Raw genomic sequence first — 26,088 nt, forward strand, 5'->3', positions numbered from 1 at the left:
TTTTTCTCGATAAAAAAATCACGCATAACAAACAAGCCATTTCGTACTCAACATAAAACACATGTAAAGAGGTGTATCCCATGACAACAACGATTGATCTAACCCAATATATATCCGACGCCATCGAAGGAAAACGCGAGCTATTCACCCAAGCCAGTGACCGAATCTGGGAATTTGCAGAGACAAGATTCGATGAATATCAATCCGTAGAGCTGCTGATCGAATTGCTTGAATCCGAAGGCTTCACGATCGAGAAAGGTGTTGCCGGACTGGAGACCGGATTCATCGCCTCCTATGGTTCGGGGCTGCCTGTTATTGCCTTACTGGGCGAATATGACGCACTGGCTGATCTTAGCCAGGAAGCAGGAATCAGCACATATCAGCCCGTTCAGCCGCGTGGTAACGGTCATGGCTGCGGACATAACCTGCTCGGCATAGGCGCTGTGGCTGCGGCAGTCGCAGTCAAAGACTATCTTCAGGATAATCCGGATACCCAAGGAACGGTGCGTTTCTATGGATGCCCGGCCGAAGAAAGCGGATATGGTAAAACGTATCTTGCTCGTGAGGGCTACTTCAAAGATGTGGATGCTGCACTCTCCTGGCACCCTCACTCCATGAATGCCGTTATGCATGGAAGCTCCAATGCAGTCATTCACGGCACATTTACTTTTAAAGGCATCAGTGCTCATGCCGCTGCCGCTCCCCACCTGGGTAGAAGCGCTCTCGATGCCGTTGAGCTGATGAACATCGGTTCCAATTATATGCGGGAGCACATGATTGATCAGGCCCGAATTCACTACGCCATAACCAACTCGGGCGGTTTGGCACCCAATGTTGTGCAGGCGGAAGCCGAGGTCACTTATCTCGTTCGAGCACCGAAGAGCGCTCAGGTACGGAGTCTGTTTGATCGTCTGGTGAAGGTCGCTGAAGGGGCCGCCCTGATGACGGAAACCACGATGGATTTTAAATATGAAGGCGCATGCGCCAACCTGATTCCGAACAGCACGCTTGAGAAAGTGATGCATCAGCATCTCGTGGCTTTCGGTGCACCCGAATATGCAGAGGATGAATACGATTATGCCAAAGCCATCTATGAGACGCTGCCGCTCCAAAATCAGCAGGAAGCTGGCGCGTTAGTTGGTCCTGAACTCGCCCCTCTTCTGGCTGAGCGACCACTGCCGAACTTTATTGCTCCGTATTCAGACGAGAAGGAGACCTTCATGGGTGGATCAACCGATGTAGCGGATGTCAGCTGGAATGTGCCAACCGCACAGTGTATTACCACCACGATGGCCTTTGGCACGCCGCTTCATGCTTGGCAAACCGTTGCCCAAGGCAAGAGCAGTTTTGCTCACAAGGGCATGCTGCTCGCCGCCAAAGCGATGGCAGCTACGGCCATTGAATCCATTCTGCATCCAGAGATCGTCAAGGAAGCACAACAGGAGTTGCTGGACAGACTCGGCGGGGAAGTGTATGACTGCCTCGTTCCCGCAGATGTGCAGCCTCCCAAACGGGGAGAATGAGGCTGTGAGGTTCAAAGACGTATTTTCCATTATCGGTCCAGCCATGGTTGGACCGTCAAGCTCCCACACTGCTGGAGCAGCACGGATTGGACGCACGGCTCGCCAACTGTTCGGCGAATGCCCTTCCCATGCAGAAATCATCATGTTTGGCTCTTTTGCCGCAACATACAAAGGACATGGTACCGACACCGCCATCGTTGGCGGGCTGCTGGATATGGACACGGATGATCCCGGATTACCTGAGGCTTTTGCCCATGCAGACATGGCTGGCATGCAAACCGTTATCCGTCCGGGAACAGGTCTGTACCCGCATCCGAACACGACAGAGATTGTATTAACCAACGCAGCGGGAACTCGGACATTAAACATGATCGGAACGTCAATCGGCGGAGGGAATATCGAAATTGTCCGGATTAACGGCTACAACTTGAAGCTGACGGCTCTCTATCCTACACTCATCATTCGTCATAGCGATGAACCCGGTGTCATTGCTGTCGTCACTCGCCTGCTTGTAGATAATCACATCAATATTGGACACATGTCTGTGGATCGTAAGAACCGGCGGGGTGAAGCCATGATGGTGCTCGAATGTGATGGCCGGATTGACCAGGCCGTGGTGCGGCAGATTGAAGTGATTCCGGAAGTCCAGGAAGTCACACTGCTCCATCTTTAATTTGAATATTGAAATTGATTTCCGCTTAATCGATAAAGGAGCCTACGCCAATGAACTTTCGAACGCTAAAACAACTTGCCGAACTGGCGGAGACCCGCAATCTTTCCCTCGGCCAGCTCATGCTGGAAGAGCAATGTCATGAATCAGGCGATGACACGGGCACCGTGTTCGGTCAGATGCAAGAGTATTATGAGATTATGAAAAGTGCGGTGCACCAAGGTCTTCACACCGATACCACTTCCAAAAGCGGATTAACTGGAGGAGACGCCCGTAAATTGATGGCTTTTCGCGCAGATGGACAATCCATGCTCGGGGACCATGCCAGTCTGTCCATGAGTTACGCACTTGCGGTATCCGAGGTCAATGCCTCGATGGGCCGAATTATTGCTACACCGACGGCGGGTTCCTGCGGCATTATTCCCGGGGTATTTATCAGCAGCCAGGAGCGATTCGGCTGGACCGATGAACAGATGGTCTACGGCCTGTTCGCCTCCGGAGCAATCGGTTATGTCATTGCCAACAATTCGTTCATCTCTGGTGCGGAAGGCGGGTGTCAGGCGGAAGTGGGTTCAGCCATCGGGATGGCAGCTGGAGCGCTGGTGGATATCCGGGGCGGGTCCCCTTCCCAGGCCATCCACGCCGTTGGACTTGCGCTGAAGAATACCCTTGGTCTGATCTGCGATCCGGTAGCCGGGCTTGTCGAGATTCCGTGCATCGTACGGAACGGGTTTGGTGCCATTACTGCTCTCGGAGCCGCTGATATGGCGCTGGCCGGAGTCCGCAGTGTTATCCCTTCCGATGAGGTGGTACAGGTCATGCTTGAGGTTGGATCCGCCATGCCTGAATCATTACGCGAAACAGCAGGCGGCGGCCTCGCTCAGACCCCCACAGGGCGCAAGATCACACGGGATTTGCAGCATAAATAAAGATCAGGCATGTCATTTACACTCAGAGAGACGGTCAGAACGCCTCTCAAGGTTAATGCATGCCTGTTTTTTGTTTGACGTATATGATGTATTTCAACCATTAAACAGCTCGTACATTCTTCAGATAAGTTCAGTTGAACTAAAGGGGGCTACAGCTATAGCTTGTCCACCTGCAGCTGCGTAACCTGTTTTACGGTACACGCAGGACTGATCTGCTCTTCGGATAACACGTTCAGCTTGATCAGGCTTTTCAGCTTATGACTATCTACCTTGGACAGCAGTCGCCAAATGTCCGGATCAGGCAGTGCGGCATACAGCTTCTGGTCATCATATTCCTTCCGTTGCTGAAGCACCGTTTTCACCGTATAACCGCCAACCTTTGTCTCGTATACCCCTTGTTCGGCACAATATGCGACAATCTCATCTCGAAGTACAGATAATTGCTGCTCAATCTCTTTTTGCTGCTGCTTCAGTTGAAAATAGGTTTGCACCTTCTGTTCCATAACCTATCACGCTCCTCTATACCATAGGTATGCAGGAAACGATCATTTAGGACAGGCTAGTCTGACATTCTATCAACTTCTTCGGGCATCTTATCTCCATTGCAACAGACTCTCATTCAAATATGGATTATGGATGGCAATTCTATGAACTCGCTGCATTACGTTTGGTCCCATGGGTACATCGGCGACGCGGCTTAACAGAATCCAGCGTAGACAAGCCATTGCTTCAAAAACCCCTTCATCCTCCAGCGAATAACTTGCTGTACGCCTAAATTCAGCACAATACGTCTCTCCATAACTCTCTCCATTGTAGATCGTAATCAGAAAAACAGACCATGCAACATCGTACCTCGGGTCGCCCAATTGTCCGTTCGTCCAGTCGATAATGGTATAGTCATCCTCCATTTCAAGAATGTTACCCAGATTATAATCCCCATGGATTAAGCAGTCCTGCCTAAGCTGGACGCGCTGAAGAAGATACGACAGATGAGTGCTGATGTCTTCGTAAAGCTCTATGGAAGGAAAGAAATAACCAACAAAATCATACCTGGATATGTATGCTCCATCTTGTGCGGCACCTGCTTCATTCAACGGAAAACGATGGACCTCCATTAAATGTTGAGCCACATATGCCAGTTTGGAAGATGTTAATTCGGTCACAGGTACGCCATCATAGCTCGTTAACAGCACCTGATTATGCCCCTCATCCCTGCCCCAGCCATAAGGTGTGGAGACACGGATCCCATTATGGAGTAGTTTGGATAACAGCTTATATTGGTTGCCGACATTCGGTTTGGAATCCTTGTTCCATATCTTCAGAACATACGGCTGATCATCAAATACGATTTTCATCACATCCGCTTCCAGTCCAGGCGACAAAGGAATAACCTCATATCCCCCTTTCATCATAAGCCTTAGACTTTCATCCAATTGGATCCAATTTATACGGCTAAGTTCGATGGTCATACTTCCTCCTCTTCAGCACATGGCCCTATCCCCAGTAAAATAGGATCGTTCTCATCATTTTTTAGTCGGTCATGAGTCTGCCCACTCCGTTCAGTCAGGGATAATCAGGCCTTTACCAATCACATTGGCGGATACAGGTTCCTTGCCCAATTCTCTGGCCCATACCGACAATTGTCCCATATGGTGAATTTCATGAGCGATGACGTGGCGCATCACTTCTCCCCATGAATCTATTACAACTTTGCCATTCGGTAGATGATCAATATGAGCTTTCTTTTCCATGCTCGTGTCCCACGCGAAAACAAATGCCTCTACATCGGGACGCAGCTTGCGATCAAATTGTCGTACCGCTTCAAGGCTCTTGTAGTGTTCAAAATCTTCCGCTCCATCCGGCTTACCTTGCAGAATCTGAAGCCAGCTCCATTCTACATCAATGATATGGAAAAACGTCTTCAAGATGCTCCCTACCCCGCCTGTACGAGGCCGCAGCAATTCTTCAAGCGGTAGATCCTCACACCACGCATACCACTGTTCACGCACCATCCAGTTATAACGAAAAAAAGTTTCCATTTCCATTCCTCCTTTTCCGGTTGTGTTCTTTGTCTACTTTTCTGAACGGGTCAATCTCTTTTCATACTGATCTATTACATAATTTCCGTTAGTTTAAACTCTTCCTAAACGTAACACGCGAATAGCCTGCTTGGAAATAATCCTTCTCCAATTTCGATACCGAGTAACCAATCGATTTATAAAATACTAGTGTATCTTCATTATCAGGATGGCCGAGGGTGTGCAGCATAACTTCTGTTTTTCCTCTTTCTTGAATCGCATCACATACATGGTCCAAAAGAGTTTTCCCGATTCCCTTTCTCAGATGCCTGGGCGATACAACGACACCTACGATTTCGTAACACTTTTCATCGTTGTTATACATAAACCCGGCATGTCCTACAATCCTGTTCTTCTCAACCGCAACCCAGTAGGCCGAATTACTGGAATGATTTAAATAGCTCGCCCAACGTTCTGGATAAAGGTTAATGATAAAAGCGGGAAACTGCAGCGCATATTCCTCCATTAATTGCTTAACCAATTCCGGATCCTGTGGTTCCAACCGTCGGTAAGATATCACATACATCACCTTTTTATAAAATGGAATAATCCCTAATACCATGTTGACTATAGCTGCTTTTTACGAGCCTTGAAAAGAGCCTCCAAACCAAGATCGACCAGCACAAAGATCATCGCTGCAAATACACCAAGCAAGGTTAAGATAATGGTTTCTCTATACCTCAGAATATCTTCCCCTGCACCCATCAACAGATAAAATATGTACATGCCGACGAACCCAGCGCACGCGTAACTCAGTAATTTTACAATTAGATAGAGTACATGATTAGTAAATCTGATTTTGTTCACCAAGAAGTCTACTACGATCGACGAAGGTAACCCTATCAAAAAGATCAACGGAGTTGCATATATAGGGTACACTGCAATATAAAAACCAAAACCATAGGTTTCACTCATGGATAACAAGCTTGCAGCTAAACTAAACAAGATTACGGTTAAAAGTGAAGTTAAAAGCTTTCTACCCAGGTTCATTTCACCACTCCAATATGGGTATCCACAATTAATACAAGGTACTTATACGTCCGAATCCGCCGGTTTCCAGCCTACTTCCTGAAACCACAGATGGGCTTCCTGCAAGATCTCCCAGACTACAGGCCCTTTGCCCTCCACATACTTCGAACGTTGTTCCTTGTATAAACGCATGAGCCTGTGCTTTTCCTCCGCATACTTCAGGCAATCCAGTGGATGTTCTCGTAAATAATCCCTAAACAACAATGTCATCTGCTCTGAAAAACTCCCTGCTTGCCTAACGTGTATATGCGTTCGTCTATTCCCTGGTGCTTCGCGAAAATATCTTTTGCTCTGATCCGGATTATCCTCCCTAAATACAAAGCCGACCCTTTCAATATCCAACTGGAAATCCGGTAAGTTATCAAGATGCAACACCGAAATTTGAATGTCAATAATGGGTTTGGCGTCTAAATCGGTAATAGAAGTTGATCCGACGTGGTCGATGCGAAGAGCTTTTTCTCCTAATGCCTCCCTCAATCTGGATCCCGTCTCTAGAAACAACGACCTCCATGCCGGGTCATGCGTTGCAATTCTCCATTGCTCTTCCATACAGAACCTCAACCTCGTTTCGATATGTATTGGCTATATCATAAATAACAAGTCCTATCGCCTTTTGTTACTCATTATCGTGTGTTTATTGTTCATTCGTGCATTTAATTACCCTTCCCCTTAAACCACTTTCTTAGTTGATTAATATGAGCTTGATGGTAACGATTATGGTCAGCCATATGCCATATTCCCCAGCGTAGTGTGGCTTGTTTTTCATGGTCATGTCCAAAAGTAACAACACGGTCCAAATCAGCATCTGTTAATTGCTCACATGTCTCTTTCAGATCAGTTATTACTCCCTCATATTGAGAGATAAGCGTGTCCCTTGACACTCCACTCACCATCGGAAGGTTGTGGTTTTCATCGATCATCGGGCCATATTGTTCTATCAATGACTGGGGCAGCGGTATTCCCTTGATCCTGTAAACCCAGTTTAGATCAACGTATAGGATATGTTTTATTAACTGAGCCGTACTGTTGAGGTTATGATCGGGTCCCTTGTAGTCTACTTCCTCCTGTGACATTCCTTCTGTAATGGTTTGAAGTCGCTGGCTATTCTCTCTCACTGCTGAATATAGCATCCCAACTACAGGTGACATATTGGCTTGGCTTTGCAGGTCATGCAGCATATTTTTTTCCTCCTTGCCTTGTTCATAGCAGCATATTGTAGGTCATACCATGAAATATAACTACGGATTCGGGTAGGTCTCTTGTAAGAACTTAACCGACTGGTTTATCAGAGCTTTCAAAATATCCACATGAATGTCTTCGACTTTATTAATATACACGCATGCTTTTCCCGTCGTGTGTTTCCCCAGGTCCTTTAAAAGTGACTCTCGTTCTGTATCGCCAGTTGCAAAGTATAAACTAATTTTGGCCTTACGGGGCGAAAAACCCACCAGTGGGGCATCACCTTCGTGCCCGGAATCATATTTATAATGATACGAACCAAATCCAATAATGCTTGGTCCCCACATTTTGGCTTCATAGCCCGTTGTCTCAGCAAAAATATCCAGCAACGTATAAGCATCCTCACGTTTCTTTGGATGATCCACGCTCTCAATAAACTCAATAACACTATTGTCTGTCTCTTTTGTTTTTTGCTTGTACATCATGATTCACTCCTTTTCAACCTGATTGGCAGACTGGATCTGTCCAACTTCTCGCAGCTGATGATTCAGTTCATCCAATGATTTTTGTAACGATTCCATTCTCCTCAACCCTGCGTATTGATTACTAATTATGCCTGCAAAACCAATAACAACGACTATAATGAGATAGAGCAATGGAATCCCCCAAAATGAATTATCGTAATATAACTGTTAATGAGTGCAGCAGATAATTAATTCGTTAAATCTTTTACTTTCATTGAAAAACTCTCCCAGTCACTACTATATCCTACATTTGTTCCCCAACCCGCCGACCTTAGATCATTTCTTAATTGGATTAGCTTGCTAATTTCATCATTGTCCAATTTGGTATTTGGAAATCCTGTGAATGTGGGGAATTTAGCAAAATATCTATAAAATGCCCACAAGTCATTTTCTTGCGATTCCGTAATCATTCCAGCATCTTTGCCTGTAACCATTAGTTGGTTGATACCTTCTGTAATATCCTCAATCTTCTCAAGAACCATATTTTCGTCGTTCCACTTATTATTCATTTGATAATCAATTGTACTCTCCAATTGCACCAAATCGCCCTGAAGACCAAACGATAAACCCGAATGGATTTCCCTCAAGTGATTTTCTCTCCAAAAAACGTACGTGATCAAGATGATATTGAATACGATGGAAACAACAATAATGATATTCTTGGTCTTCATTGATTCCCCTCTCTATTAAAAAACTTCGCCACCTTAAGCGTCACGAAGTTCTCTTTCTGATCATTCTGATTTGGCCCCGGTGATTGATCTCATCCTCGAAAACATGAAACCACATAAAATAATAATTGGCCGGTTTGTTATACCAAAACTCCTCTTCCTTATTCAACCAGTCGTCACCTACCGTCTGAAATAACTGAAGTGTTCTCATCCTTACTTGGTCCATTTTCGTAAAATAAAAGGTGATATCATTGCCTTTGATCTTTTCCTGTCCTTCCTTACCTAATTGAAGGGCCGGGCCCCATTCCAATAATTCCTCTTCGTTCAGCTGCCGATTCTCAAACGTCGCCACCTGATAAGCGTATTCAACCCCCGCAAAGTGCAGCAGCAATGCTCCAATCGAGTTACTTTCCGAATCCAGCAAAAAATCCAGTTGATCGATGGATAGATCTTTGACTTCTTTAATCGTTGTATATCTGGCATAGTTCATCATTGAAATCAAGCGACTAATCTGAGGAGAATAACCTGGTATGTCACTTATCAGATAAATGTTATCCATGTTCATGATTTAATTCCCTCCACCTTAGGTATGTACGACTTGGCTCATGATAAAGTTCACAGCATCCTCAAAATCTCTGCAATATAATTCGGCTCGGTCACGGCCCGTGTCCATTAATCAGGGTTTAAGCTTCCTGTGCAATATTTTCCAATTAATATCCAAAAAAAGCCAAGAATGATTTTTACCTTCTTCACCTTTTTATTCATAAATTTAATTCCCTCTTTTGTATCGATGATCATTACCTTTTTTCCGATCCATACTCTAACGTACACTGACCTAAGACGGAAAGGTCTAGTAAATCCCTTGACCTCACTTTCCGTACCGTCTTCGTGTTCGAATTCCGTTCGGATGAACCAATGGTTTCCATATCCGATCTCTCTGAACTTTTTCACAGCATGCTCCTTTTCTTAAGACCTTTTCACTTTAATTTGATTCCGCAGGAATAATCATCTGTTGTACCTCTTGTACCCCAGGAATAAACCCGAGGTTATAATACACGGATTCCGCATCGTTTCCTTCCATGACATACAACCGTAGGATGGGATATTTTCCTTTCAGGATTGTCAAAGCTCTCTGCAGCATGTATGTAGCAATCCCTCTTCCTCTATGCGATGGGATGACACCAATACTGTATACTGCTGCCTCCGTGTCCTGTAAACAAATCCTGCAATTGGCGACAAGCTCTCCCGTACTTCTGTCATACACAAGTGTAGATGCTTCCGTGAGCACCTCATTGGTTAGAGACGGATCTTCATCAGGTATGAACTGTTCAAAGGAAGACTGATTTCGTCTTAACGCCTCAAAACCTCCTACAAAGCTTGCGAAGTCGCAATGAGCTATTTCATTTTCATTTGTAAATCGCTTGGTACCTGTTTCATCTTCAATAATTTGAGGACTCTGGATGATCAGATCGTCGTCCCATGTCACATCGAATTTTTCAGTGGGACGCTGCATCCAGCGGCATCTGAACTCCACTGGCCAAAATCCGGCTTTGGCAAATAAATGAACCTGATCCGGAAGAATTTCAAAAGCTTTAATGGCTTGGGTTCGATCAGACCAGCTGACCAGGATCTTTTTCAGTAGCTTCAGTACCTCAAATGATTGATTGAACGGTGGAATAAAAAATAAATGATATATAGTATTGGGTGCCATCCGTACCCCACCAATTTTCGATTCTCCCTGGTAGATCCAATACGCATTATTTCGGTTAGCACTGAACCGCTCTTCTCGAAAAAAACCAACAAAGCGCATATTGTAATAAACCGAGCAATATATTCCCCACTCTTCCGGGTCAGCCTTACGAATAGAATATTCGCTGGATATATCATACGTTTCCATGTTTTCAGACCATTCAGCTACCTGCATTCGTTATTCCCCCTTGAATATCTTCATAGAGAGCACTTTCTTATTACTATTCACTTCCGGCAAATTCAACGGAGCTGCTCCACATCACTTTGTCCAATTCGTAATATGGAATATTTAGTCGGCTGGACAGTGCTCTGGCCAAATAGGTTTTCCCACTGCCTGTGGAACCAATAATATGGATTCTCTTGTAAACCATCTTAATTTTTCTCGCCCTTGTCTTTTAAAAGTCTTTATCATTCAACTATTTAACTCATTATAAATTCTTGTATCCTTTTCCCGTCCTCAACTCGATCTGAGAAGTTTCCTTGTGTGTACTCGTGTATAACCTTATTCCAAAAGCGCTGTGCGGGCACATTATTTTCAAGCTGGTGTACTTCCCAGTGCCCCTTATGCATATCAAATAGTTGTTTAGCTACCGCTGTGCCTATGCCTTCTTTCCTGTATTTCTTCATAATAAAAAACTCCGCAATGGAGAAGTATTTTCTCTCTTCTGATTCTATGCATCTCACTAACACAAAACCAATATAGTTATGCTCTTGTTTGATGACATATGGAAATCGATGATCCACTTCGATCCAATAGTCTTCCAAATAGGGATATGGCTTAAATAGACCATCACCCTCCACATCACAATGGATAAATTCAGAGAAGTCATAAATATAGAATTGCATGAGATTTTGTATGATACCCTTATGTTCCTTGGATGCTTGAATTAATTCATAATTCATATCGTGGTTACCACCTCACCTTTACTTAGCTATGTGTAGCGTCTTCTTAAAGGCTTCAATCTGTTTTTTATGATGTTTATCATGCGAGATGAATGCCCTTACATACTTTTTAATACTGAATTTCTTTTTGTCTCCATCCTTATATTCTCGTGTATATTCTTCTTCGTTCAATCCCGTAATGTCATGGATAATGTTCATTCGTTTTTCTATAAATTCTTCAACAATGGTCTTCTTCGATCTGGTCTTTGAGTATTCCATCGCATTTGCATTAAATTCGTCAAAGTTCAGATGCTTTACGGTCAATGGTTCGCCCTGTTTGATTTTATAGATAGCTTCCTCATAAAAATATTGATCCCACAGCATCATATGCGTGATAACGTCCTTCAAAGTCCATTTGCCTTCAGCTATTGGCGTATTCCAAACCTGCTCAGATAGACTCTCCAACTCTCTCACATAAGAAGTAAACGACTTGAATTCCTCAATCATTTCATCCGTAGTTTTAGCCATGATTATATCGCTCCCTATAAGTGATTTTGTTCACCTTACTTTAAGATCGAACTCTGTTCAAAAAACTAATCCATCCTTGCTTTTATTCATTGATTAAGACTGACCTATGCCAGGCCTATTAGTATTAAATCGAAAATGTTAAGCGACGTCTAGGTAATCCGAGCTTGAATTGTACACATTATTGCTCACCCATACCAAGAGTACCCTGAATAGATCTCTCATAGTTTTCCCACATAAAATAAAATGGACCCACGTTTAATGGTTGGTTCTTGTGCTCCAGAATAAAGTCCTTCCAAATAACTACATCCTCTTCCCGATCCACTTTCACAGAGATATAACCACACTCTTCGTCTCCGCACCAAGGGCATACTAAAATGGGATATCTATAATACAGATACTCATGGGGTTCCTTTAACAAAAGGTATTGAATCATTTGTCTTTGATTTTCCTCACTTCCCCATCCCAGAGCTGGTACCAGATCGTGCCTCTTAAGCATCTGATATAAAGACTTTCCATCGATAATGAGATCTGCGAATGTTGTGTTTTTATTCCCATCCTGAGATGGATCTAATTCATCATACCGACTGGAAGGTTGAGTTTCTAAAACATTTATTGTAGTCATTACTAGATTCTCCTTGTTGTTTATCCTGCTGATAACTTATAAATAAAATAACGCTCTTCCATACGTAATAGTTATTACGTTTCCAAAAATCTACAGCCTTTTCTTCAGAAAATACTGAGCTATGCCCTCTGGATATTCATCAATGACTCCAAACACTTCATAGCCCATCTTCTGATAGAACTCTGGAGCCTGATAGGAAAACGTGCTGGTGTGAGCAAGTTTGCATCCCATACTTGAGGCTATGCTTTCCGCCTGCAAAAGGAGAGACTTCCCACTCCCCTGATTTCTATATTCCTCGTCGATCCAAAAGTTATCAATATATAACGTCTCACAGTATGTAGCACAGAAGATTCCACCTACAGCCCGGCCTTCCATATCCCTCAGAAATAGATGGATACTTTCTCCTGGCTTTTTTAACAACCCTTTCGTTTCTCTTACATTGTAGTTATATAAACGATCACAAATGGCTTTGTAGTCTTCCTCATGCTCTTCATACACAATCTGCAAATCAACATCTTGCTTTGAGCTACTCATCGCTCTATAACCTCATTCCATTCGATTAGATTTGTTTGTTCACTTGGTTCGTTCATCTATAGGTATTTCTTAAATGCTTTGCTTGACTCTCCATCGAACCCTAGTTTTTCATAAAAATGATGGGCCTCGCTTCGGGATGCTCCACTGGTTAGAAACATTTTCACACAATTTTTCTGTATACATATATTTTCGATATGCTTCATTAGTGCTGAACCGTATCCCTTGCTCTGAACATGCTCTGTAACAATGACTCGTTCGACTACTCCAAACGGTCTATCCTCTACTAGAGCATCCAGACAAATATGTAAGTGCGCTGTACCAATGACCTTTTGATCAATTTCACACACGAGCAAGAAACTGTTGGGATTATATTGGATCTCCTCAATCCGTTCTCCCAGCACTTTTGTGTTCAAGTTGTTTGGCAATAATTCTTTGTACAAACGTTCAATAGCCTGCGCATCTCTTGGCTCTGCTTCCCTGATCATCACGCTCACGCTCCTTATTTTCTAAACATAATTAATTCAGCTGATAACTCAATATAATGTCTCCATTGTCTTCAATTTCGCCTGTGTCCAGGAATCCAGAAGCTTTATATAGCGTGTTAGCCACAACGTTATGCGGTACATGAGACACTCTGATCTGTTGGCAATCAGCTCTGCTTTTTAGTTTGTTGATTACTTCTCTTATCGCTTGTTTGGCATAACCTTTTCCTTGGTATCTCTCATCAATCATAAATCGCAAAATCCAGTAATACCCGTCACTATAGATTTCATTGTCAAATAGAATGAAACCCACCATCTGATCCTCCGCGTAGATTCCGTATGGCTTGGAAGTGGTCTCCTTGATTGCATGAATGAGCGAGTCCGAATTCGTAGCCACTAGGTTCATTTGCTCATCCCGTGGTTTAAGGTTCATGCATTCCAATTCGTTTTCTTTCGTTATCAACCTTAGTGTGACGTTCTCTACTGACATGAGGGCCTCCCCTTAATCATTTATCATCGTCTTACTATAATTCATATAAATACTTGCACGGACCTTTCCTACAATTTATCCAACACATATACATCTGGAAAACTAAATCCATCATAACCCAAATCATGGTATATGCGAATAAATTATTCCTCTCTCCTTTGAGGTGTATCTTCTTTTAACTTCACAAAAAAACCACGGTTTCCCGTGGCTTCACATGATTTCTGCATTTCCCCTATACAGTTCCACTCACCATTTGCCCCTTGTACCAAACCGCCTGCCGGGCAGATTTACGGGCAACGGCTTCCGCCGAGCAGCTTGCCTGAACCAATACAAAGCTCGCCTCATCGCCTACTTTAGGCCAGACTTGTTTCCCTTCCGAATTCAGCGGTGTAACTCCACCCGTGATGAATCCAAGAGATTGGGACAACGAACGTTCATCATTGTATCCATACAATTCGGCGAAGCGCCCTGCTTTCTCCAGTTGATCCCCGCTGCCAAAAGGTGACCAATGATCGGTCAGGCTGTCTGTGGCCAGCTTCACGTTGACCCCCACGCGATGCAGCATCGGAAGGGGCATAACCATTTTGCCGATGGGTACCGTTGAAGCCACGCTCATGCCGAGAGAGGCCATACGCTTCGCCATATCCTCTGCCTCCTGCGGCTCCGCTTGAGCGAACCAAAATGCATGACTCACCGTAACCTTCCCTTGAAGCCCTGCCTCTTCCGTCAGATCAGCGAGTCGCTGCAGCGTTTGCTTGCCCGGCTCGTTGCGATCATGTAGATGGATATCAATCCCCGCCTGATGCTGCACAGCCAGATCTACCATGGCATGCAGCGATTTCTCGATATGCTCGTCCACCGTATGCGGATCAAGTCCACCTACGATCGTAGCGCCTTCTTGCATGGCTTGGCCCATTAACTTCACCGAATTGGAGCGAAGCAGCCCATGCTGCGGAAATGCCACAATCTCCGAGGAGAGTTTGCCTGAGAAAGTTTCCAGTGCGTGTCTGGTGGCCTCAAGCCGTTTCAATCCGCTGACGGGCTCAATGTTGCAATGGCTGCGTACATGAGTGGATCCATAGCCCTGAATCAGGTGCAGGATACTCTCCGCTTGACGTTTCGCATCCGGCAGCAGCTTGGGCAGCAGCGCCTTCTCTTCTTCAATCCGTTCGAAAATGCTCGATATGCTTCTTACGGCTTGCCAAGGTCCATCATAATACGTTTTATCCAGGTGAATATGTGCTTCTTCGAATGAAGGCAGCAGCAGATGCCCAATACCATCATATTGAGGCAGATCCGTCTGAAGTTCCGCTCCCTCATCCTTAATCTCAGTAATGATTCCGTTCTCCACCCGGAGATGGGCCTTCTTCGTCTGTGTTCCCGTTACCTGGCCCTCTTCCGTAACATAACCTTGCTCCAACGTTACGTTGGTCAACCAATATGCCTGATTTAACATGTCATCCCTCTTTCCAAGAAGTGTGCCGTGCACGGTATCGATCATCTGTGCTCTATGGTACCATAGGGGTGAACGAGGCAAAAATATGTAAAACGTTGGTGTTCCATACGATGATCGTTTGGATCTGACTAGCGGAAAGGTGTGCCCTCAACATGAACAAATGGCTTCATATCCTTGTAAGCGCAATCGCAATTACGCTTTTCATGCTGCTGTACTATACGGTAACCGGGATGTCCCTTTCAGAAGTACATTGGGGTTCGTACGCGGTAATCCTCCTACTTGTTCTAGTTACTCCACAGACGCTCGAAACGATAATCAGAGAACGCAAAAACAGGCACAACTAAGTGCCTGCACCCTATCCACCCTCCTAAATCACCGCTCTTCAAAAATGAAACCGCTCATGCCCGCCATTAGTCACGCCTTCAATCCGCTCTAAGTCTAGCAGTCTGCGCTTCAACTCCAAGCCTCCGCGGAATCCGGTGAGCTTGCGGTTGGCACCGATAATGCGGTGACATGGTAACAGAAGGGGAATGGGATTCGCCCCGTTCGCCGCCCCAACTGCACGAACCGCCGTAGGTCTGCCGATTGCACCGGCAATCTCGCCGTATGTGCGAACTTCACCATAAGGGACACGCCCCAGCTCTTTCCACACCTGCTGCTGGAATGCTGTGCCAATCAGATCAAGTGGAATCTCATCCGTATAACGAATTTGTTCCCCTGCAAAGTAAGCTTGCAGCCAGTCCACCATGCCTGTCCCCTTAATGGCTTGTTCATCTTCTACCAGCTCTGCTCCCGGGGCAATCCGGGTAATCCAGCTGCTCCAGTCCTCCAACGTTTCATTCGGCATGACAATACGGCAGATCCCAAGTTCCGTAGCAATCAACACCCACGGACTGCCGTCCAGCTCCAAGGCAGACCATATGATCTTTTTTCGCATGTGTCCACTCTCCTCCCTATGGAGTATTTCATTTCGTTTCTTTCTATATAAAGAAGGCTCCGCGGCTAAACACGAATAGATCTCTTGGTCTTCCGCTTCATGCCGCGAATCATCTGCTTGGTCTCCGGATCCACGCGATAAGACTCCGTTATTTTCTGCAGAGCTTTATTGTAGGTAAAATCATCGAGCGTATTGTTTTTCAAATATGGCATCGTCACTTCTGGCTGCTTCACATAGGCCATCGATATTGCCCACGCTACCGCCATTTTGACGTAGTACGCTTCATGTTTAATCTGATCCAATGAGACCAGAACCCGATCAATGTATGTCTCATCCAGATAAAAGTTCAACAGCATGACCACGCCAAAACGTATCTCGTACTCCTGATCCGACTTCAGATAAGGCTGTAGGAAATTCCACACGGATTCTGCATGCACCCTCGTATATTTCAATCCGGCGCAGAAGCTGTCACATATCGACCAGTTATCAATCTTGGGAACAAAAGCGGCGACATGCTCCAGCCATTCATCCAGATCCGCCTGGACATGACCAATAACCATGGCCTGCAGCATCACTTCTTCGAAATAGTCATCGTCAGCCGTCTCCAGGTATGCACGCCAGTCCCCTGCAGCGATCTTTTTCGCCATCTTTCGTATCGCAGGCAATCGAACACCCATCAGATTCGTAATATTGGGAATCAATGCAGCCGAGAATTTTTGGTACTCCGGTTCGGCCAGACTGAGCAGCTGTGTTCTGATCTCTTTCTCCACTCGTGCAAGTCCTCCTCATCAGTTACTTGTACAACCAGTATATCTCCGCAGCGCCTATTTGTAAGCACGTTCCGAATGGTTGAGCAAGATTTCAATAGCGCAGTCCATGCTTCACTCATCCAATTTGCTGTTTACCTCGCTTACATTGCGTTTAAAAATACGGAGCCCCGCCTCTAGAAAGGAGTCTTGATATGAACAAGAACGGACCTCAATCGCCTAAGAATAATTCAATCGAAGAAATCACCGCGCTGCTGGTTCAATATGTACAAACCCAAGACCTCCCCGAATTTTATAAAGCGATAAAAGAGCTGCATCCTTACGATCTTACGCTCATCTACAAAAAGTTTCCCGAACAGGAAACGAAGCGGCTGCTGCTTCTGTTCAAGCCAGATGTTCTCGCCGATATGGCCGAATCGCTCAAGCTTCACGAACAGATTAAGCTGTTCGAACAGCTTGGTCCTGAACGTACGCTTGAGGTCATGCAGCAGATGGACAAGAGTGATCTGATCCGGTTCCTGCATGATTTGCCTGCCAAACGCAGGGAACATCTGTTGTCGAACATGCATCTCGACCATTCTGCCATTATCCGCTCCGTGCTGAACTATCCTCCGGAGACGGCAGGCCGGATCATGACCGACCGTTACCGTACTCTTCTGGCGCATGAGACAGCGAAGGAAGCGATAAGGGAATCCCAGGGCACTCCGCCTATACCGGCTACGAGCTATCTGTACGTTACGGATGATGAAGGCAAACTCGTTGGAGTGGTCAGTCACCGATCCCTGCTTCAGGCGGGTGACAAGACCCGGGTAGAGGAGCTGATGACCAAGCGCGTCATTTATGCGACTGTGGACATGGACCAGGAAGAAGCTGCGCAGCTGCTGCAGCGTTATGAATTTATCGCCTTACCCGTCGTTGATGAGAACCACAGACTCTGTGGTGTCATTCAGATGGATGATGTCATTGATATCATCATGCATGAAGCCAGTGAAGACCTTGCCAAGATGGGGGGCGGCGGCAAGGATATTGATTTTGATACCAAACCACTCGTGGCGGTCAAACGCAGGCTCCCCTGGCTTATCCTGTTACTATTCATCGGACTCATCTCAGGCAGCATTGTGGACTTCTTCGAGGATACGCTGAATCAGGTGGTTGCACTCGCATTTTTCATGCCCATGATCGCCGGTATGACCGGGAACACGGGAACACAGTCCCTGGCTGTCGTCGTCCGCGGCCTCATTGGACGCAAGCTCGACAAGTCCACCGTACTGGCGTTGATCGGCCGGGAAATCAAGGTAGGTACCCTGATTGGACTCGTATGCGGAGTCATGATTACAGTTATCGCCTACTTCTGGCAGGGGGACTGGCTGCTCGGCACCATTATTGGTGTGTCCCTCTTTTTCACACTCGTTATCGGTACACTAACAGGTACATGTATCCCCCTATTGCTGAGTCGCTTCAAGGTGGATCCCGCCGTTGCCTCCGGACCCTTGATCACTACGCTGAACGATATATTGTCGCTGTTTATTTACTTCGGGATCGCAACCCGGTTTCTGGATGCACTCATGTAAAACCGGCTGTGCCTGACATACGGAAAACAGACCCACTATGAAGGATAGCGGGTCTGTTTATGCCTTTCCAAATGAATGAACAGTGCATCTAATCATAAGTGACATCCAAGCTTTAAGATATCGATGAAATGAAATGATCTATTTTTTGATCAATCTATGCCGATCTCTTATTTTTGTTATAGATATCGAAGGCTACGGCAAGCAGAAGCACCAAACCTTTAATTCCCTGCTGCCAGTCAATGCCCAGTCCAATGAGGGACATCCCGTTATTCAGTACCCCCATAACCAAGCCGCCGATGATCGCTCCAAACACGGTTCCAATCCCTCCGGAAGCTGAAGCTCCACCGATAAAGCAGGCAGCAATCGCATCCAGTTCGAAGTTGGTACCCGCTCTTGGGGTAGCCGCATTCAGACGAGCAGCGAAGATCAGACCGGATACAGCAGCGAGCACACCCATGTTTACAAATACCCAGAACGTCACTTTTTTAGTTTTGACTCCGGATAGTCCTGCGGCCTTTTCATTTCCACCAAGTGCATACACATGACGTCCCATTACAGTTCGGTTCATGACGAAGGAATACACGACGATCAGAACAAACAGCAGGATCAGGATATTCGGAATTCCGGCGTAACTTGCGAGTACGAAGGTGAACAGGTTCGTTACCGCAGCCACCACAATCAGCTTGAGCAGGAAAAGTCCCTGCGACACCACCGCGAATCCGTATTTCCGCTGGGAGCGGCGTTCCCGCAGTTCATTTACGATATACCAGATTGTAAGCGCAATCCCTACAAGAATCGAGATGAGACCGAAACCTGAGAATTGGATATCAGGCAGGAACCCGGAGCTAATCTTTTGGAATCCCCCCGGAAAAGGAGAGATGGACTGGCCCTCCAGCACAATCATCGTCAAGCCGCGGAAGAGCAGCATGCCCGCAAGGGTTACGATAAAGGCCGGAATCCGCACATATGCGATCCAGAAGCCCTGCCAGGCCCCGATTAACGCCCCCACCAGCAAAGAAGCAATCACTGCCAGCCAGGCTGGAAGCTGCCAGTCAACCATCATAATTGCCGCCACTGCACCGACAAAGGCTGCAACAGATCCGACCGACAGATCAATATGTCCTGTAATGATGACCAGTACCATCCCGATGGCGAGCACCAGGATATAGCTGTTCTGCAGAATCAGATTCGTAATATTGATCGGCTTCAGCAAGAGCCCACCAGTCAGCACCTCGAACAAGATCATAATGACAACCAGTGCGATAATCATGCCGTATTGGCGTATATTGTTTTTGAACAGTTTAGTTAGCATTTCCATGCTTCTCGCCTCCAGACTTCGTCATATATCTCATCAACGTTTCCTGCGTCGCTTCCTCGCGGCTGACTTCTCCCGTGATGCGCCCGGCATTCATGACATAAATCCGGTCACACAGGCCCAAAACCTCCGGGAGCTCGGATGAGATGACCAGCACGCCCTTGCCCTCAGCAGCAAGCCGGTGAATAATCGTATAGATCTCGAATTTCGCGCCCACATCGATTCCGCGGGTCGGTTCATCCAGAATGAGAATATCCGGTCCGGCAAATATCCATTTGCTCAGCACCACTTTCTGCTGGTTACCCCCGCTCAGATTGCCGGTTTTCTGAAGGATGCTTGGGGCCTTGATATTCATGCTTTTCTTCATCTCTTCGGCAACCAGCACTTCTTCACGTTCATTCACAACGGCGTTTTTGGTCAGCTTGCCCAGGCCGGTCAGTGAAATATTGCGTTTGATATCATCCATAAGAATAAGTCCGTATTCCTTCCGATCCTCTGTCACGTAGGCAAAACCATTCTGAATTGCTTCCGTTACACTGTTGTTCTGAATCGGTTGGCCATCCTTGATGAGCTGGCCCGATATGTTGCGTCCATAGGATTTGCCAAATATGCTCATGGCCAGCTCTGTGCGTCCCGCACCCATCAGACCAGCTATGCCGACGATTTCACCACGCCGAATATTCATGTTGACCAGGTCCAGCACTTTGCGATCAGCATGATGCTCGTGATAAACCGTCCAATCCTTCACTTCCAAAATGACATTACCAATATCCGCATGACGCTCGGGATAGCGGCTTGTCAGATCACGGCCCACCATACCGCTGATAATCCGGTCCTCGGTGACGTTATCCTTCCTCATGTCCAGCGTCTCGATGGTCTTGCCATCCCTCAATATCGTGACGGAATCCGATACCTTGGACACCTCGTTCAGCTTATGGGAAATCAGAATACACGCAATTCCCTGCTTCTTGAACTCCAGCATTAATTGGAGCAGGTTTTCACTATCGTCCTCATTCAGCGCTGCCGTCGGTTCATCCAGAATGAGCAGACGAACCTTTTTGGAAAGTGCTTTGGCAATTTCAACTAGCTGCTGCTTCCCTACACCGATGTTGGATACAAGGGTGTTCGGATTTTCGCTCAAGCCCACTTTGGAGAGCAATTCACGTGTGCCGACCAATGTTTCTTTCCAGTCAATGATGCCTTTGCTGGCACGCTCGTTGCCCAGGTAGATGTTCTCGGCAATGGACAGGTAAGGGATTAGTGCGAGCTCCTGATGGATAATGACGATTCCCAGGTCCTCGCTCTGCTTGATGCTTTTGAACTCGCAGGTTTTCCCCTGAAATAAAATATCTCCTTCATACGTTCCATGTGGATATACACCGCTAAGCACTTTCATCAGCGTGGATTTACCTGCACCGTTCTCACCGCACAGGGAATGAATTTCACCTTCCCGGATCTTGAGATTGACGTTTTCCAGTGCTTTGACGCCAGGAAAGGTTTTGGTGATGCCCTTCATTTCCAATATGATTCCGGTCATGGGACTTGCTCCTTTCCATTATTATTTCAGTCCGATTTCTTCTTTGGTGTAATAATTGGAGCCGACAATGTCCTTCTCCACATTGGTCCGGTCCACGGAGATCGGGTCCAGCAAATAGGCCGGAATTATTTTAATACCGTTGTTATATGATTTTTCGTCATTCACTTCTGCTTGTTTTCCTTGTAATATACTATTGGCCATCTCTACCGTCTGCTCCGCGAGCTTGCGTGTATCCTTGAATACCGTCTGTGTCTGCTCTCCGGCAACAATGGATTTGATGGAGGCCAGCTCCGCGTCCTGCCCAGTAATAACAGGCAGAGGCTTACTTTCTGATCCGTATCCGACGCCTTTCAGTGACGAGATGATGCCAATGCTGATTCCGTCGTATGGGGACAACACTGCATCCAGGTTATCTCCAGAGTAATAGGCACTGAGCAGGTTATCCATCCTCGACTGGGCGAGTGCTCCATCCCAGCGCAAGGTCGCAATCTGTGCCATTGTGGTCTGGTTGCTACGTACCACAAGCTTGCCGGAATCGATATAGGGTTTCAGTACAGACATTGCGCCGTCGAAGAAGAAGTACGCATTGTTGTCATCGGGTGAGCCGCCAAACAGCTCAATGTTGAATGGTCCTTTGCCTTCCTTGAGGCCAAGCTTCTGCTCAATGTAGGAAGCCTGCAGCACCCCGACCTTGAAGTTGTCGAACGTCGCATAATACGTGAGATAAGGCGTGTTCCGGATCAGGCGGTCGTATGATATGACTTGAATTCCCTCATCGTGAGCCTTCTTGATTACATCCGTCAGTGTATTGCCATCCACGGATGCAATGACCATCACATCCACTCCCTTGGTGATCATGTTCTCAATCTGTGAAATCTGATTTTCGACCACGTCCTCAGCGTACTGCAGATCCGTCTTATACCCTTGTTCCTGAAATAGACGGACCATGTTCTCTCCGTCGCCGACCCAGCGCTCGGACGATTTCGTTGGCATGGAGATGCCTACATATCCTTTTTCCTTGCTGCCTGTTCCGCTCTCAGCCAGATTGCATGCCGATAACATCAAGGTCATCACCAGAAGCCAGATCATCACTGCTCCTTTTTTCATATCAAGTTCCCCTTTCCTCAAATCATGCGCATCTGAATGAATTATAAGATAACGCTTACAATGTTGAAATGAACTTCTATTGCCTTCTGTTTTTGCCTGATCCCATCGTAGCATTGTGAGGTTTGAACGGTCTTTGCAGCTTTTAAACCTTTTTTATAAAAATTTAACTTTTGTCTAATCAGGAGGAGTGCAGCATCCCTTTCTTTGAATCCCGTTCATCACTGGACAAAAAAAAGAGCTGATCCGCTTCTCCGAAAGAAGCAGAGCAACTCCGTGGTATTGGTCATACTAATGATGCTACACCCGGTCTGCGGAGGCACTCTGCCCTGTGCCCCCATCCTTCCGATACTGTGCGGGTGAAATGCCCATCACTTTCTTGAACGCCGTGCTGAAATAGTGCTGGGTATCGTAACCGACCCGTTCTGCAATGCTGTGGATAGGCAGTGCCGTTGAATCCAGTAGCTGGACTGCTTTGCGGATGCGGGCATGTGTGACCAGGGTTACGAATGTATCGTTTAACTCTTTCTTGAGCACCCGGCTGAGATATACCGAGGAGACTTGCAGACGCGAAGCGAGCGATTCCAGTGTCAATTCCCGATCCGCGTACCCTTCATGAATGATCTGCCGAGCTCTGCGCACCAGCGGAGATAAGCGGGCTTCCCCATAGATAAGCTCACGGCATAACCGGTAAGCACTCGGGACTTCCTCCAATGCACCTGTATTCTGCTCCACATGAGCATGAACAGCAATATTCAGACAGGTACTAATTTGCTGTTCAATGGTGCAATCCAGTTCTTCCGGAGCTGTCTGCCATAGACAGAAGCCAATTAATCCATTCGGGTCCCGGAACAGGACATGGGGAAGATCTCCCAGCAGCTCACCGATAATATTTTCTACGGCAAAAAGAAACAATTGACGATCATTCTCTCGCATAAGGGACTGCCGTGCTTCGGCCGCAGGCCAGCGGACGACCCCGATCTGCACAGGCGGATCCGATGGCAGGCGCAGGAACGCAAGCTGCTCTGTCAGATCTTTTCCTTCCGCCCGTCCTTCCAGCCACTCCAGACAAAAACGCTGTCGCAGCAGCGGAATATTGCGTTCGATCTGGTCGGCAGCCTGCTTGACGTAGGCCGTACGTCTGCGTTCTTCATCCATCCGCTGTTTCAGGCGCATAAGTGCAGTGTGCAGCCGCTCTGCATCTACCGGCTTAAGAATGTAATCCTCCACGCCAAGCCGCACAGCCTCTTGGGCATAAGCGAATTCATCATGCCCGGAGATGATGAGGCAGCGGCAATCCGGACACTCATCCTGAAGGCGACGGATCAGATCAATGCCGTTCAGAAATGGCATGTTCATATCCACTAGAATGATATCAATACCGAACTGGACAGCCAGCTCCAGTGCTTCCTCGCCGTCCTCCGCTTCACAGGCAACCTCCATGCCAAGCGATTCCCAGTCAATGGCATCCCGAATGCCTTCGCGAATAATCGGTTCATCATCTGCGATCAGCACTTGGTAACGCGGGGCCGACTGCAATGTCTGGGCTGCAGCCACTGATGCTGCTGTACTCTCCGTCTCTGGTTCTGTCCAAGCTGCTTGGATCATTGCTTCCTTCATTGACTATCCCGCCTTCCTTCAGTATCGAATTGCAACGCTTGTGGAAGTTCTTTCATCAACGGCTGAGTGATGGTGACACAAGTCCCTTCACCTTCCCGACTATTCAAACTGATCCCATATTCTTCTCCAAAAGAAAGCCGAAGGCGTGCCTGTACATTCAGCATGCCATAGCTTTTGCCGCCCTGACCGGCTTCCTGTGTTTCCATGCTTTCCAGGGGCGTACCGAGCAGCTGCGCCATCTCGTGCAGCCGCTCGCTGGACATCCCGGCGCCATCATCCTGTACCGTCAGATACAGCTTATGATCTTGTACTTTGGCCTCAATTCGAATCTTACCCGGACCTCGTCTGCCCTTAATCCCGTGATAGATGGCATTTTCCACAATAGGCTGCAGCACCAGCTTAAGCACGAACAGCTCCTTCAGCTCCTCCGGAATCACCAGCTCACATTGAAGTCGATTCCGGTACCGGGTCTGCTGAATTTGCAGATAACTGGATATATGTTCAACCTCGGATTTCAAGGGAATGAAATCATTGCCTTTGCTGAGCCCGATACGAAACAGTCTGGACAGGGCTCCCACCATCTCGGATACATCGTCCACACCTTTCCTCTGTGCCATCCAATGGATCGTATCCAGGGTGTTATATAAAAAATGTGGTTTGATATGCTCCTGCAGGCTTCGCATTTCAGCATCCCGTTTTTGCCTCTCCCGTAATTCATTAAGAGACATGAGCTGCCGGATCCGTGCCAGCATTCGGTTAAAACTTCTGCCCAGCATGCCGATTTCATCAGCACGATCGCTCCAGCGGCCCGATCTGAGATTTCCCGTTTCCGCCCTGCGCATATAAGACATTAACCGGAAAATCGGTTGAGCAATGGAACTGGAGAACCGCAGGGAAGCGCTCAGACCAAAGAGACAGACCACGAACACAAAACTGACGACGTAAAACTGGATCTGGCGAACTTCAGCGATCGATTCCCTTGCCGGGAATACCCCTACAGTTCTCCATCCTGTAAACGAGGAAGACTGGTACATGAATAACAACTCCTTCCCATCCGCTTCAGCGTTAAATATTCCGCTATCCGCGGATGGGAACCACGCGGATGGGATCTGCTCAACAAGTGGGTTATCCGGCATATAGACACTTCGCCCTTCTGCATCGGTCACCATCACATATCCGGATTTCCCCAGCGTTACATCCCTGGCGGCCTGAGATACGGTACGCAGTTTCAGGTCAATCATAATGACACCGAGCACGCGTCCTGATGTTTCATCCGTGATGGAACGTGCAACAGACACAATTTCACTATCCTTATACCGAACATGTGTCGTGATGTTACGCTGTCTCGGTTGACCCAGAACAGTAAAAATGCCGGCATTCCGGGATGCACCTTGGTACCACTCCTCCTGAACCAGGCTCTGATTGGTTTTCGGGTACATCTCGTTGCTAATGTAATCTCCGTTTCCATTCACAAGGACAATTCCTGCAATTTCCGGATACAATGTCGTGAATCCTTGCAAAAACTGCTTGATCCCATACAGTTGTTCCTGATCTTTGGACTGATTCGAATCGCCACCGGATACGGCTGCTCCTGTATGACCGTCAAACTCCGTTTTCCCTTCCATGAACGCACGGATATCCGGGTCAAACGCAATCAGATAGGTCATGTTTTGCAAATTCTCCATCTTGCTGTCAAGTGCTTCATTGACTTTGCCGATTAGCTGCATCGTGTGTCCCTCGACCTGCCTCTCAACAATCCGTTCCACTGTCCAGTTCACCAGCAGTCCGAGTCCCACTGAAGGAACGATTGCAAAGAGCAAAAAGAGCAGCATCAGCTGATAGCGCAGTGGCATATTACGCAATCGCAGTCTCTGCAATCCGCTCTTCATCCAGA

Annotated in this window: 31 protein-coding genes and 1 pseudogene; 5 read left to right on the forward strand and 27 right to left on the reverse strand. The window is 46.8% G+C overall.

Annotation, left to right across the window (positions count from 1 at the left end):
• Positions 1–92 precede the first annotated feature (92 nt).
• From AC3RCI_RS22205 to sdaAA, 3 genes are read left to right on the forward strand one after another with little or no spacing between them, the layout of a single operon-like run.
• A complete protein-coding gene (locus tag AC3RCI_RS22205) occupies positions 93–1,523 on the forward strand; it encodes a M20 family metallopeptidase (protein ID WP_492529977.1) in 1,431 nt (476 codons plus the stop codon).
• A 4-nt stretch (positions 1,524–1,527) separates the two neighbouring features.
• Positions 1,528–2,196, forward strand: a complete 669-nt coding sequence (gene sdaAB / locus AC3RCI_RS22210; RefSeq protein ID WP_492471847.1) for an L-serine ammonia-lyase, iron-sulfur-dependent subunit beta — start codon at positions 1,528–1,530, stop codon at positions 2,194–2,196.
• 50 nt (positions 2,197–2,246) lie between these two features.
• Positions 2,247–3,122 carry an L-serine ammonia-lyase, iron-sulfur-dependent, subunit alpha gene (gene sdaAA / locus AC3RCI_RS22215; protein WP_492526454.1) on the forward strand — a complete coding sequence of 292 codons (876 nt, stop codon included), beginning with the start codon at positions 2,247–2,249 and terminating at the stop codon, positions 3,120–3,122.
• Between the two features lie 155 nt (positions 3,123–3,277).
• Here sdaAA and AC3RCI_RS22220 read toward each other — a convergent pair whose 3' ends face one another.
• The 20 genes and pseudogenes from AC3RCI_RS22220 to AC3RCI_RS22315 form a co-directional block, all read right to left on the reverse strand.
• Positions 3,278–3,625, reverse strand: coding sequence for a hypothetical protein (locus AC3RCI_RS22220; RefSeq protein WP_492526456.1), 348 nt, complete (start codon positions 3,623–3,625; stop codon positions 3,278–3,280).
• A gap of 90 nt (positions 3,626–3,715) precedes the next feature.
• Positions 3,716–4,591, reverse strand: coding sequence for an aminoglycoside phosphotransferase family protein (locus AC3RCI_RS22225; RefSeq protein WP_492526457.1), 876 nt, complete (start codon positions 4,589–4,591; stop codon positions 3,716–3,718).
• A gap of 90 nt (positions 4,592–4,681) precedes the next feature.
• Positions 4,682–5,161, reverse strand: coding sequence for a DinB family protein (locus AC3RCI_RS22230; protein WP_492526459.1), 480 nt, complete (start codon positions 5,159–5,161; stop codon positions 4,682–4,684).
• An 88-nt stretch (positions 5,162–5,249) separates the two neighbouring features.
• A complete protein-coding gene (locus AC3RCI_RS22235; RefSeq protein WP_492526461.1) occupies positions 5,250–5,762 on the reverse strand; it encodes a GNAT family N-acetyltransferase in 513 nt (170 codons plus the stop codon).
• A gap of 5 nt (positions 5,763–5,767) precedes the next feature.
• A complete protein-coding gene (locus AC3RCI_RS22240) occupies positions 5,768–6,190 on the reverse strand; it encodes a hypothetical protein (RefSeq protein ID WP_492526463.1) in 423 nt (140 codons plus the stop codon).
• Between the two features lie 42 nt (positions 6,191–6,232).
• Positions 6,233–6,778, reverse strand: a complete 546-nt coding sequence (locus AC3RCI_RS22245; protein ID WP_492526465.1) for a GrpB family protein — start codon at positions 6,776–6,778, stop codon at positions 6,233–6,235.
• 104 nt (positions 6,779–6,882) lie between these two features.
• On the reverse strand, positions 6,883–7,407 hold the full coding sequence (locus AC3RCI_RS22250) for a DinB family protein (RefSeq protein WP_492526467.1): 525 nt from the start codon (positions 7,405–7,407) through the stop codon (positions 6,883–6,885).
• A 60-nt stretch (positions 7,408–7,467) separates the two neighbouring features.
• A complete protein-coding gene (locus AC3RCI_RS22255; RefSeq protein WP_336780821.1) occupies positions 7,468–7,890 on the reverse strand; it encodes a DUF1801 domain-containing protein in 423 nt (140 codons plus the stop codon).
• Between the two features lie 230 nt (positions 7,891–8,120).
• Positions 8,121–8,603 carry a hypothetical protein gene (locus tag AC3RCI_RS22260; RefSeq protein ID WP_492526469.1) on the reverse strand — a complete coding sequence of 161 codons (483 nt, stop codon included), beginning with the start codon at positions 8,601–8,603 and terminating at the stop codon, positions 8,121–8,123.
• A 40-nt stretch (positions 8,604–8,643) separates the two neighbouring features.
• Positions 8,644–9,159: a DinB family protein gene (locus AC3RCI_RS22265; RefSeq protein WP_492529979.1), complete on the reverse strand. Its 516-nt coding sequence runs from the start codon at positions 9,157–9,159 to the stop codon at positions 8,644–8,646.
• A gap of 113 nt (positions 9,160–9,272) precedes the next feature.
• Positions 9,273–9,551: a DUF3977 family protein gene (locus tag AC3RCI_RS22270; RefSeq protein ID WP_492526471.1), complete on the reverse strand. Its 279-nt coding sequence runs from the start codon at positions 9,549–9,551 to the stop codon at positions 9,273–9,275.
• A gap of 31 nt (positions 9,552–9,582) precedes the next feature.
• Complete coding sequence (locus AC3RCI_RS22275; RefSeq protein ID WP_492526473.1) at positions 9,583–10,524, reverse strand: GNAT family N-acetyltransferase; 942 nt, start codon at positions 10,522–10,524, stop codon at positions 9,583–9,585.
• A 79-nt stretch (positions 10,525–10,603) separates the two neighbouring features.
• Positions 10,604–10,720 (reverse strand): annotated as a pseudogene (locus AC3RCI_RS22280) (helicase HerA domain-containing protein); the annotation flags it as partial.
• A 49-nt stretch (positions 10,721–10,769) separates the two neighbouring features.
• Entirely contained in the window at positions 10,770–11,252 is a 483-nt protein-coding gene (locus tag AC3RCI_RS22285) for a GNAT family N-acetyltransferase (protein WP_492471861.1), read from the reverse strand.
• A gap of 21 nt (positions 11,253–11,273) precedes the next feature.
• On the reverse strand, positions 11,274–11,759 hold the full coding sequence (locus tag AC3RCI_RS22290; protein WP_492471862.1) for a DinB family protein: 486 nt from the start codon (positions 11,757–11,759) through the stop codon (positions 11,274–11,276).
• 178 nt (positions 11,760–11,937) lie between these two features.
• A complete protein-coding gene (locus AC3RCI_RS22295; RefSeq protein WP_336780341.1) occupies positions 11,938–12,381 on the reverse strand; it encodes an oxidoreductase in 444 nt (147 codons plus the stop codon).
• Positions 12,382–12,471: 90 nt separating this feature from the next.
• A complete protein-coding gene (locus tag AC3RCI_RS22300; protein ID WP_492526475.1) occupies positions 12,472–12,915 on the reverse strand; it encodes a GNAT family N-acetyltransferase in 444 nt (147 codons plus the stop codon).
• A 56-nt stretch (positions 12,916–12,971) separates the two neighbouring features.
• Positions 12,972–13,400 carry a GNAT family N-acetyltransferase gene (locus AC3RCI_RS22305; RefSeq protein ID WP_492529981.1) on the reverse strand — a complete coding sequence of 143 codons (429 nt, stop codon included), beginning with the start codon at positions 13,398–13,400 and terminating at the stop codon, positions 12,972–12,974.
• Between the two features lie 31 nt (positions 13,401–13,431).
• Positions 13,432–13,887 (reverse strand): GNAT family N-acetyltransferase, encoded by a 456-nt coding sequence (locus AC3RCI_RS22310; RefSeq protein ID WP_492526477.1) that lies wholly within the window; start codon positions 13,885–13,887, stop codon positions 13,432–13,434.
• 232 nt (positions 13,888–14,119) lie between these two features.
• Entirely contained in the window at positions 14,120–15,343 is a 1,224-nt protein-coding gene (locus AC3RCI_RS22315; protein WP_492526479.1) for an amidohydrolase, read from the reverse strand.
• A 152-nt stretch (positions 15,344–15,495) separates the two neighbouring features.
• On the opposite strand from AC3RCI_RS22315, the gene AC3RCI_RS22320 reads away from it, so the two are divergent.
• Complete coding sequence (locus AC3RCI_RS22320; protein WP_492526481.1) at positions 15,496–15,687, forward strand: hypothetical protein; 192 nt, start codon at positions 15,496–15,498, stop codon at positions 15,685–15,687.
• Between the two features lie 38 nt (positions 15,688–15,725).
• Here the strand turns inward: AC3RCI_RS22320 and AC3RCI_RS22325 are convergent, their stop codons facing one another.
• Positions 15,726–16,280, reverse strand: a complete 555-nt coding sequence (locus tag AC3RCI_RS22325) for a methylated-DNA--[protein]-cysteine S-methyltransferase (protein ID WP_492526483.1) — start codon at positions 16,278–16,280, stop codon at positions 15,726–15,728.
• A 65-nt stretch (positions 16,281–16,345) separates the two neighbouring features.
• Positions 16,346–17,050 (reverse strand): DNA alkylation repair protein, encoded by a 705-nt coding sequence (locus AC3RCI_RS22330; RefSeq protein ID WP_492526485.1) that lies wholly within the window; start codon positions 17,048–17,050, stop codon positions 16,346–16,348.
• A gap of 191 nt (positions 17,051–17,241) precedes the next feature.
• Here AC3RCI_RS22330 and mgtE point away from each other — a divergent pair, with 191 nt between their 5' ends.
• A complete protein-coding gene (gene mgtE, locus AC3RCI_RS22335; RefSeq protein WP_492471870.1) occupies positions 17,242–18,618 on the forward strand; it encodes a magnesium transporter in 1,377 nt (458 codons plus the stop codon).
• Positions 18,619–18,772: 154 nt separating this feature from the next.
• Here mgtE and mmsB read toward each other — a convergent pair whose 3' ends face one another.
• The 5 genes from mmsB to AC3RCI_RS22360 all read right to left on the reverse strand — a co-directional run bounded on the left by mmsB (position 18,773) and on the right by AC3RCI_RS22360 (position 26,047).
• Complete coding sequence (mmsB, locus tag AC3RCI_RS22340) at positions 18,773–19,936, reverse strand: multiple monosaccharide ABC transporter permease (RefSeq protein WP_095359718.1); 1,164 nt, start codon at positions 19,934–19,936, stop codon at positions 18,773–18,775.
• Entirely contained in the window at positions 19,920–21,470 is a 1,551-nt protein-coding gene (gene mmsA, locus AC3RCI_RS22345) for a multiple monosaccharide ABC transporter ATP-binding protein (RefSeq protein WP_492471871.1), read from the reverse strand. The genes mmsB and mmsA overlap by 17 nt, the downstream gene beginning before the upstream one ends.
• Positions 21,471–21,491: 21 nt before the next feature.
• Complete coding sequence (chvE, locus tag AC3RCI_RS22350) at positions 21,492–22,577, reverse strand: multiple monosaccharide ABC transporter substrate-binding protein (RefSeq protein ID WP_095289592.1); 1,086 nt, start codon at positions 22,575–22,577, stop codon at positions 21,492–21,494.
• A 297-nt stretch (positions 22,578–22,874) separates the two neighbouring features.
• Positions 22,875–24,194, reverse strand: coding sequence for a response regulator (locus AC3RCI_RS22355; RefSeq protein ID WP_492526487.1), 1,320 nt, complete (start codon positions 24,192–24,194; stop codon positions 22,875–22,877).
• Positions 24,191–26,047 (reverse strand): cache domain-containing sensor histidine kinase, encoded by a 1,857-nt coding sequence (locus AC3RCI_RS22360; protein ID WP_419719992.1) that lies wholly within the window; start codon positions 26,045–26,047, stop codon positions 24,191–24,193. The genes AC3RCI_RS22355 and AC3RCI_RS22360 overlap by 4 nt, the downstream gene beginning before the upstream one ends.
• Positions 26,048–26,088: the final 41 nt, after the last annotated feature.

This window comes from Paenibacillus sp. MT124 (assembly GCF_058792755.1).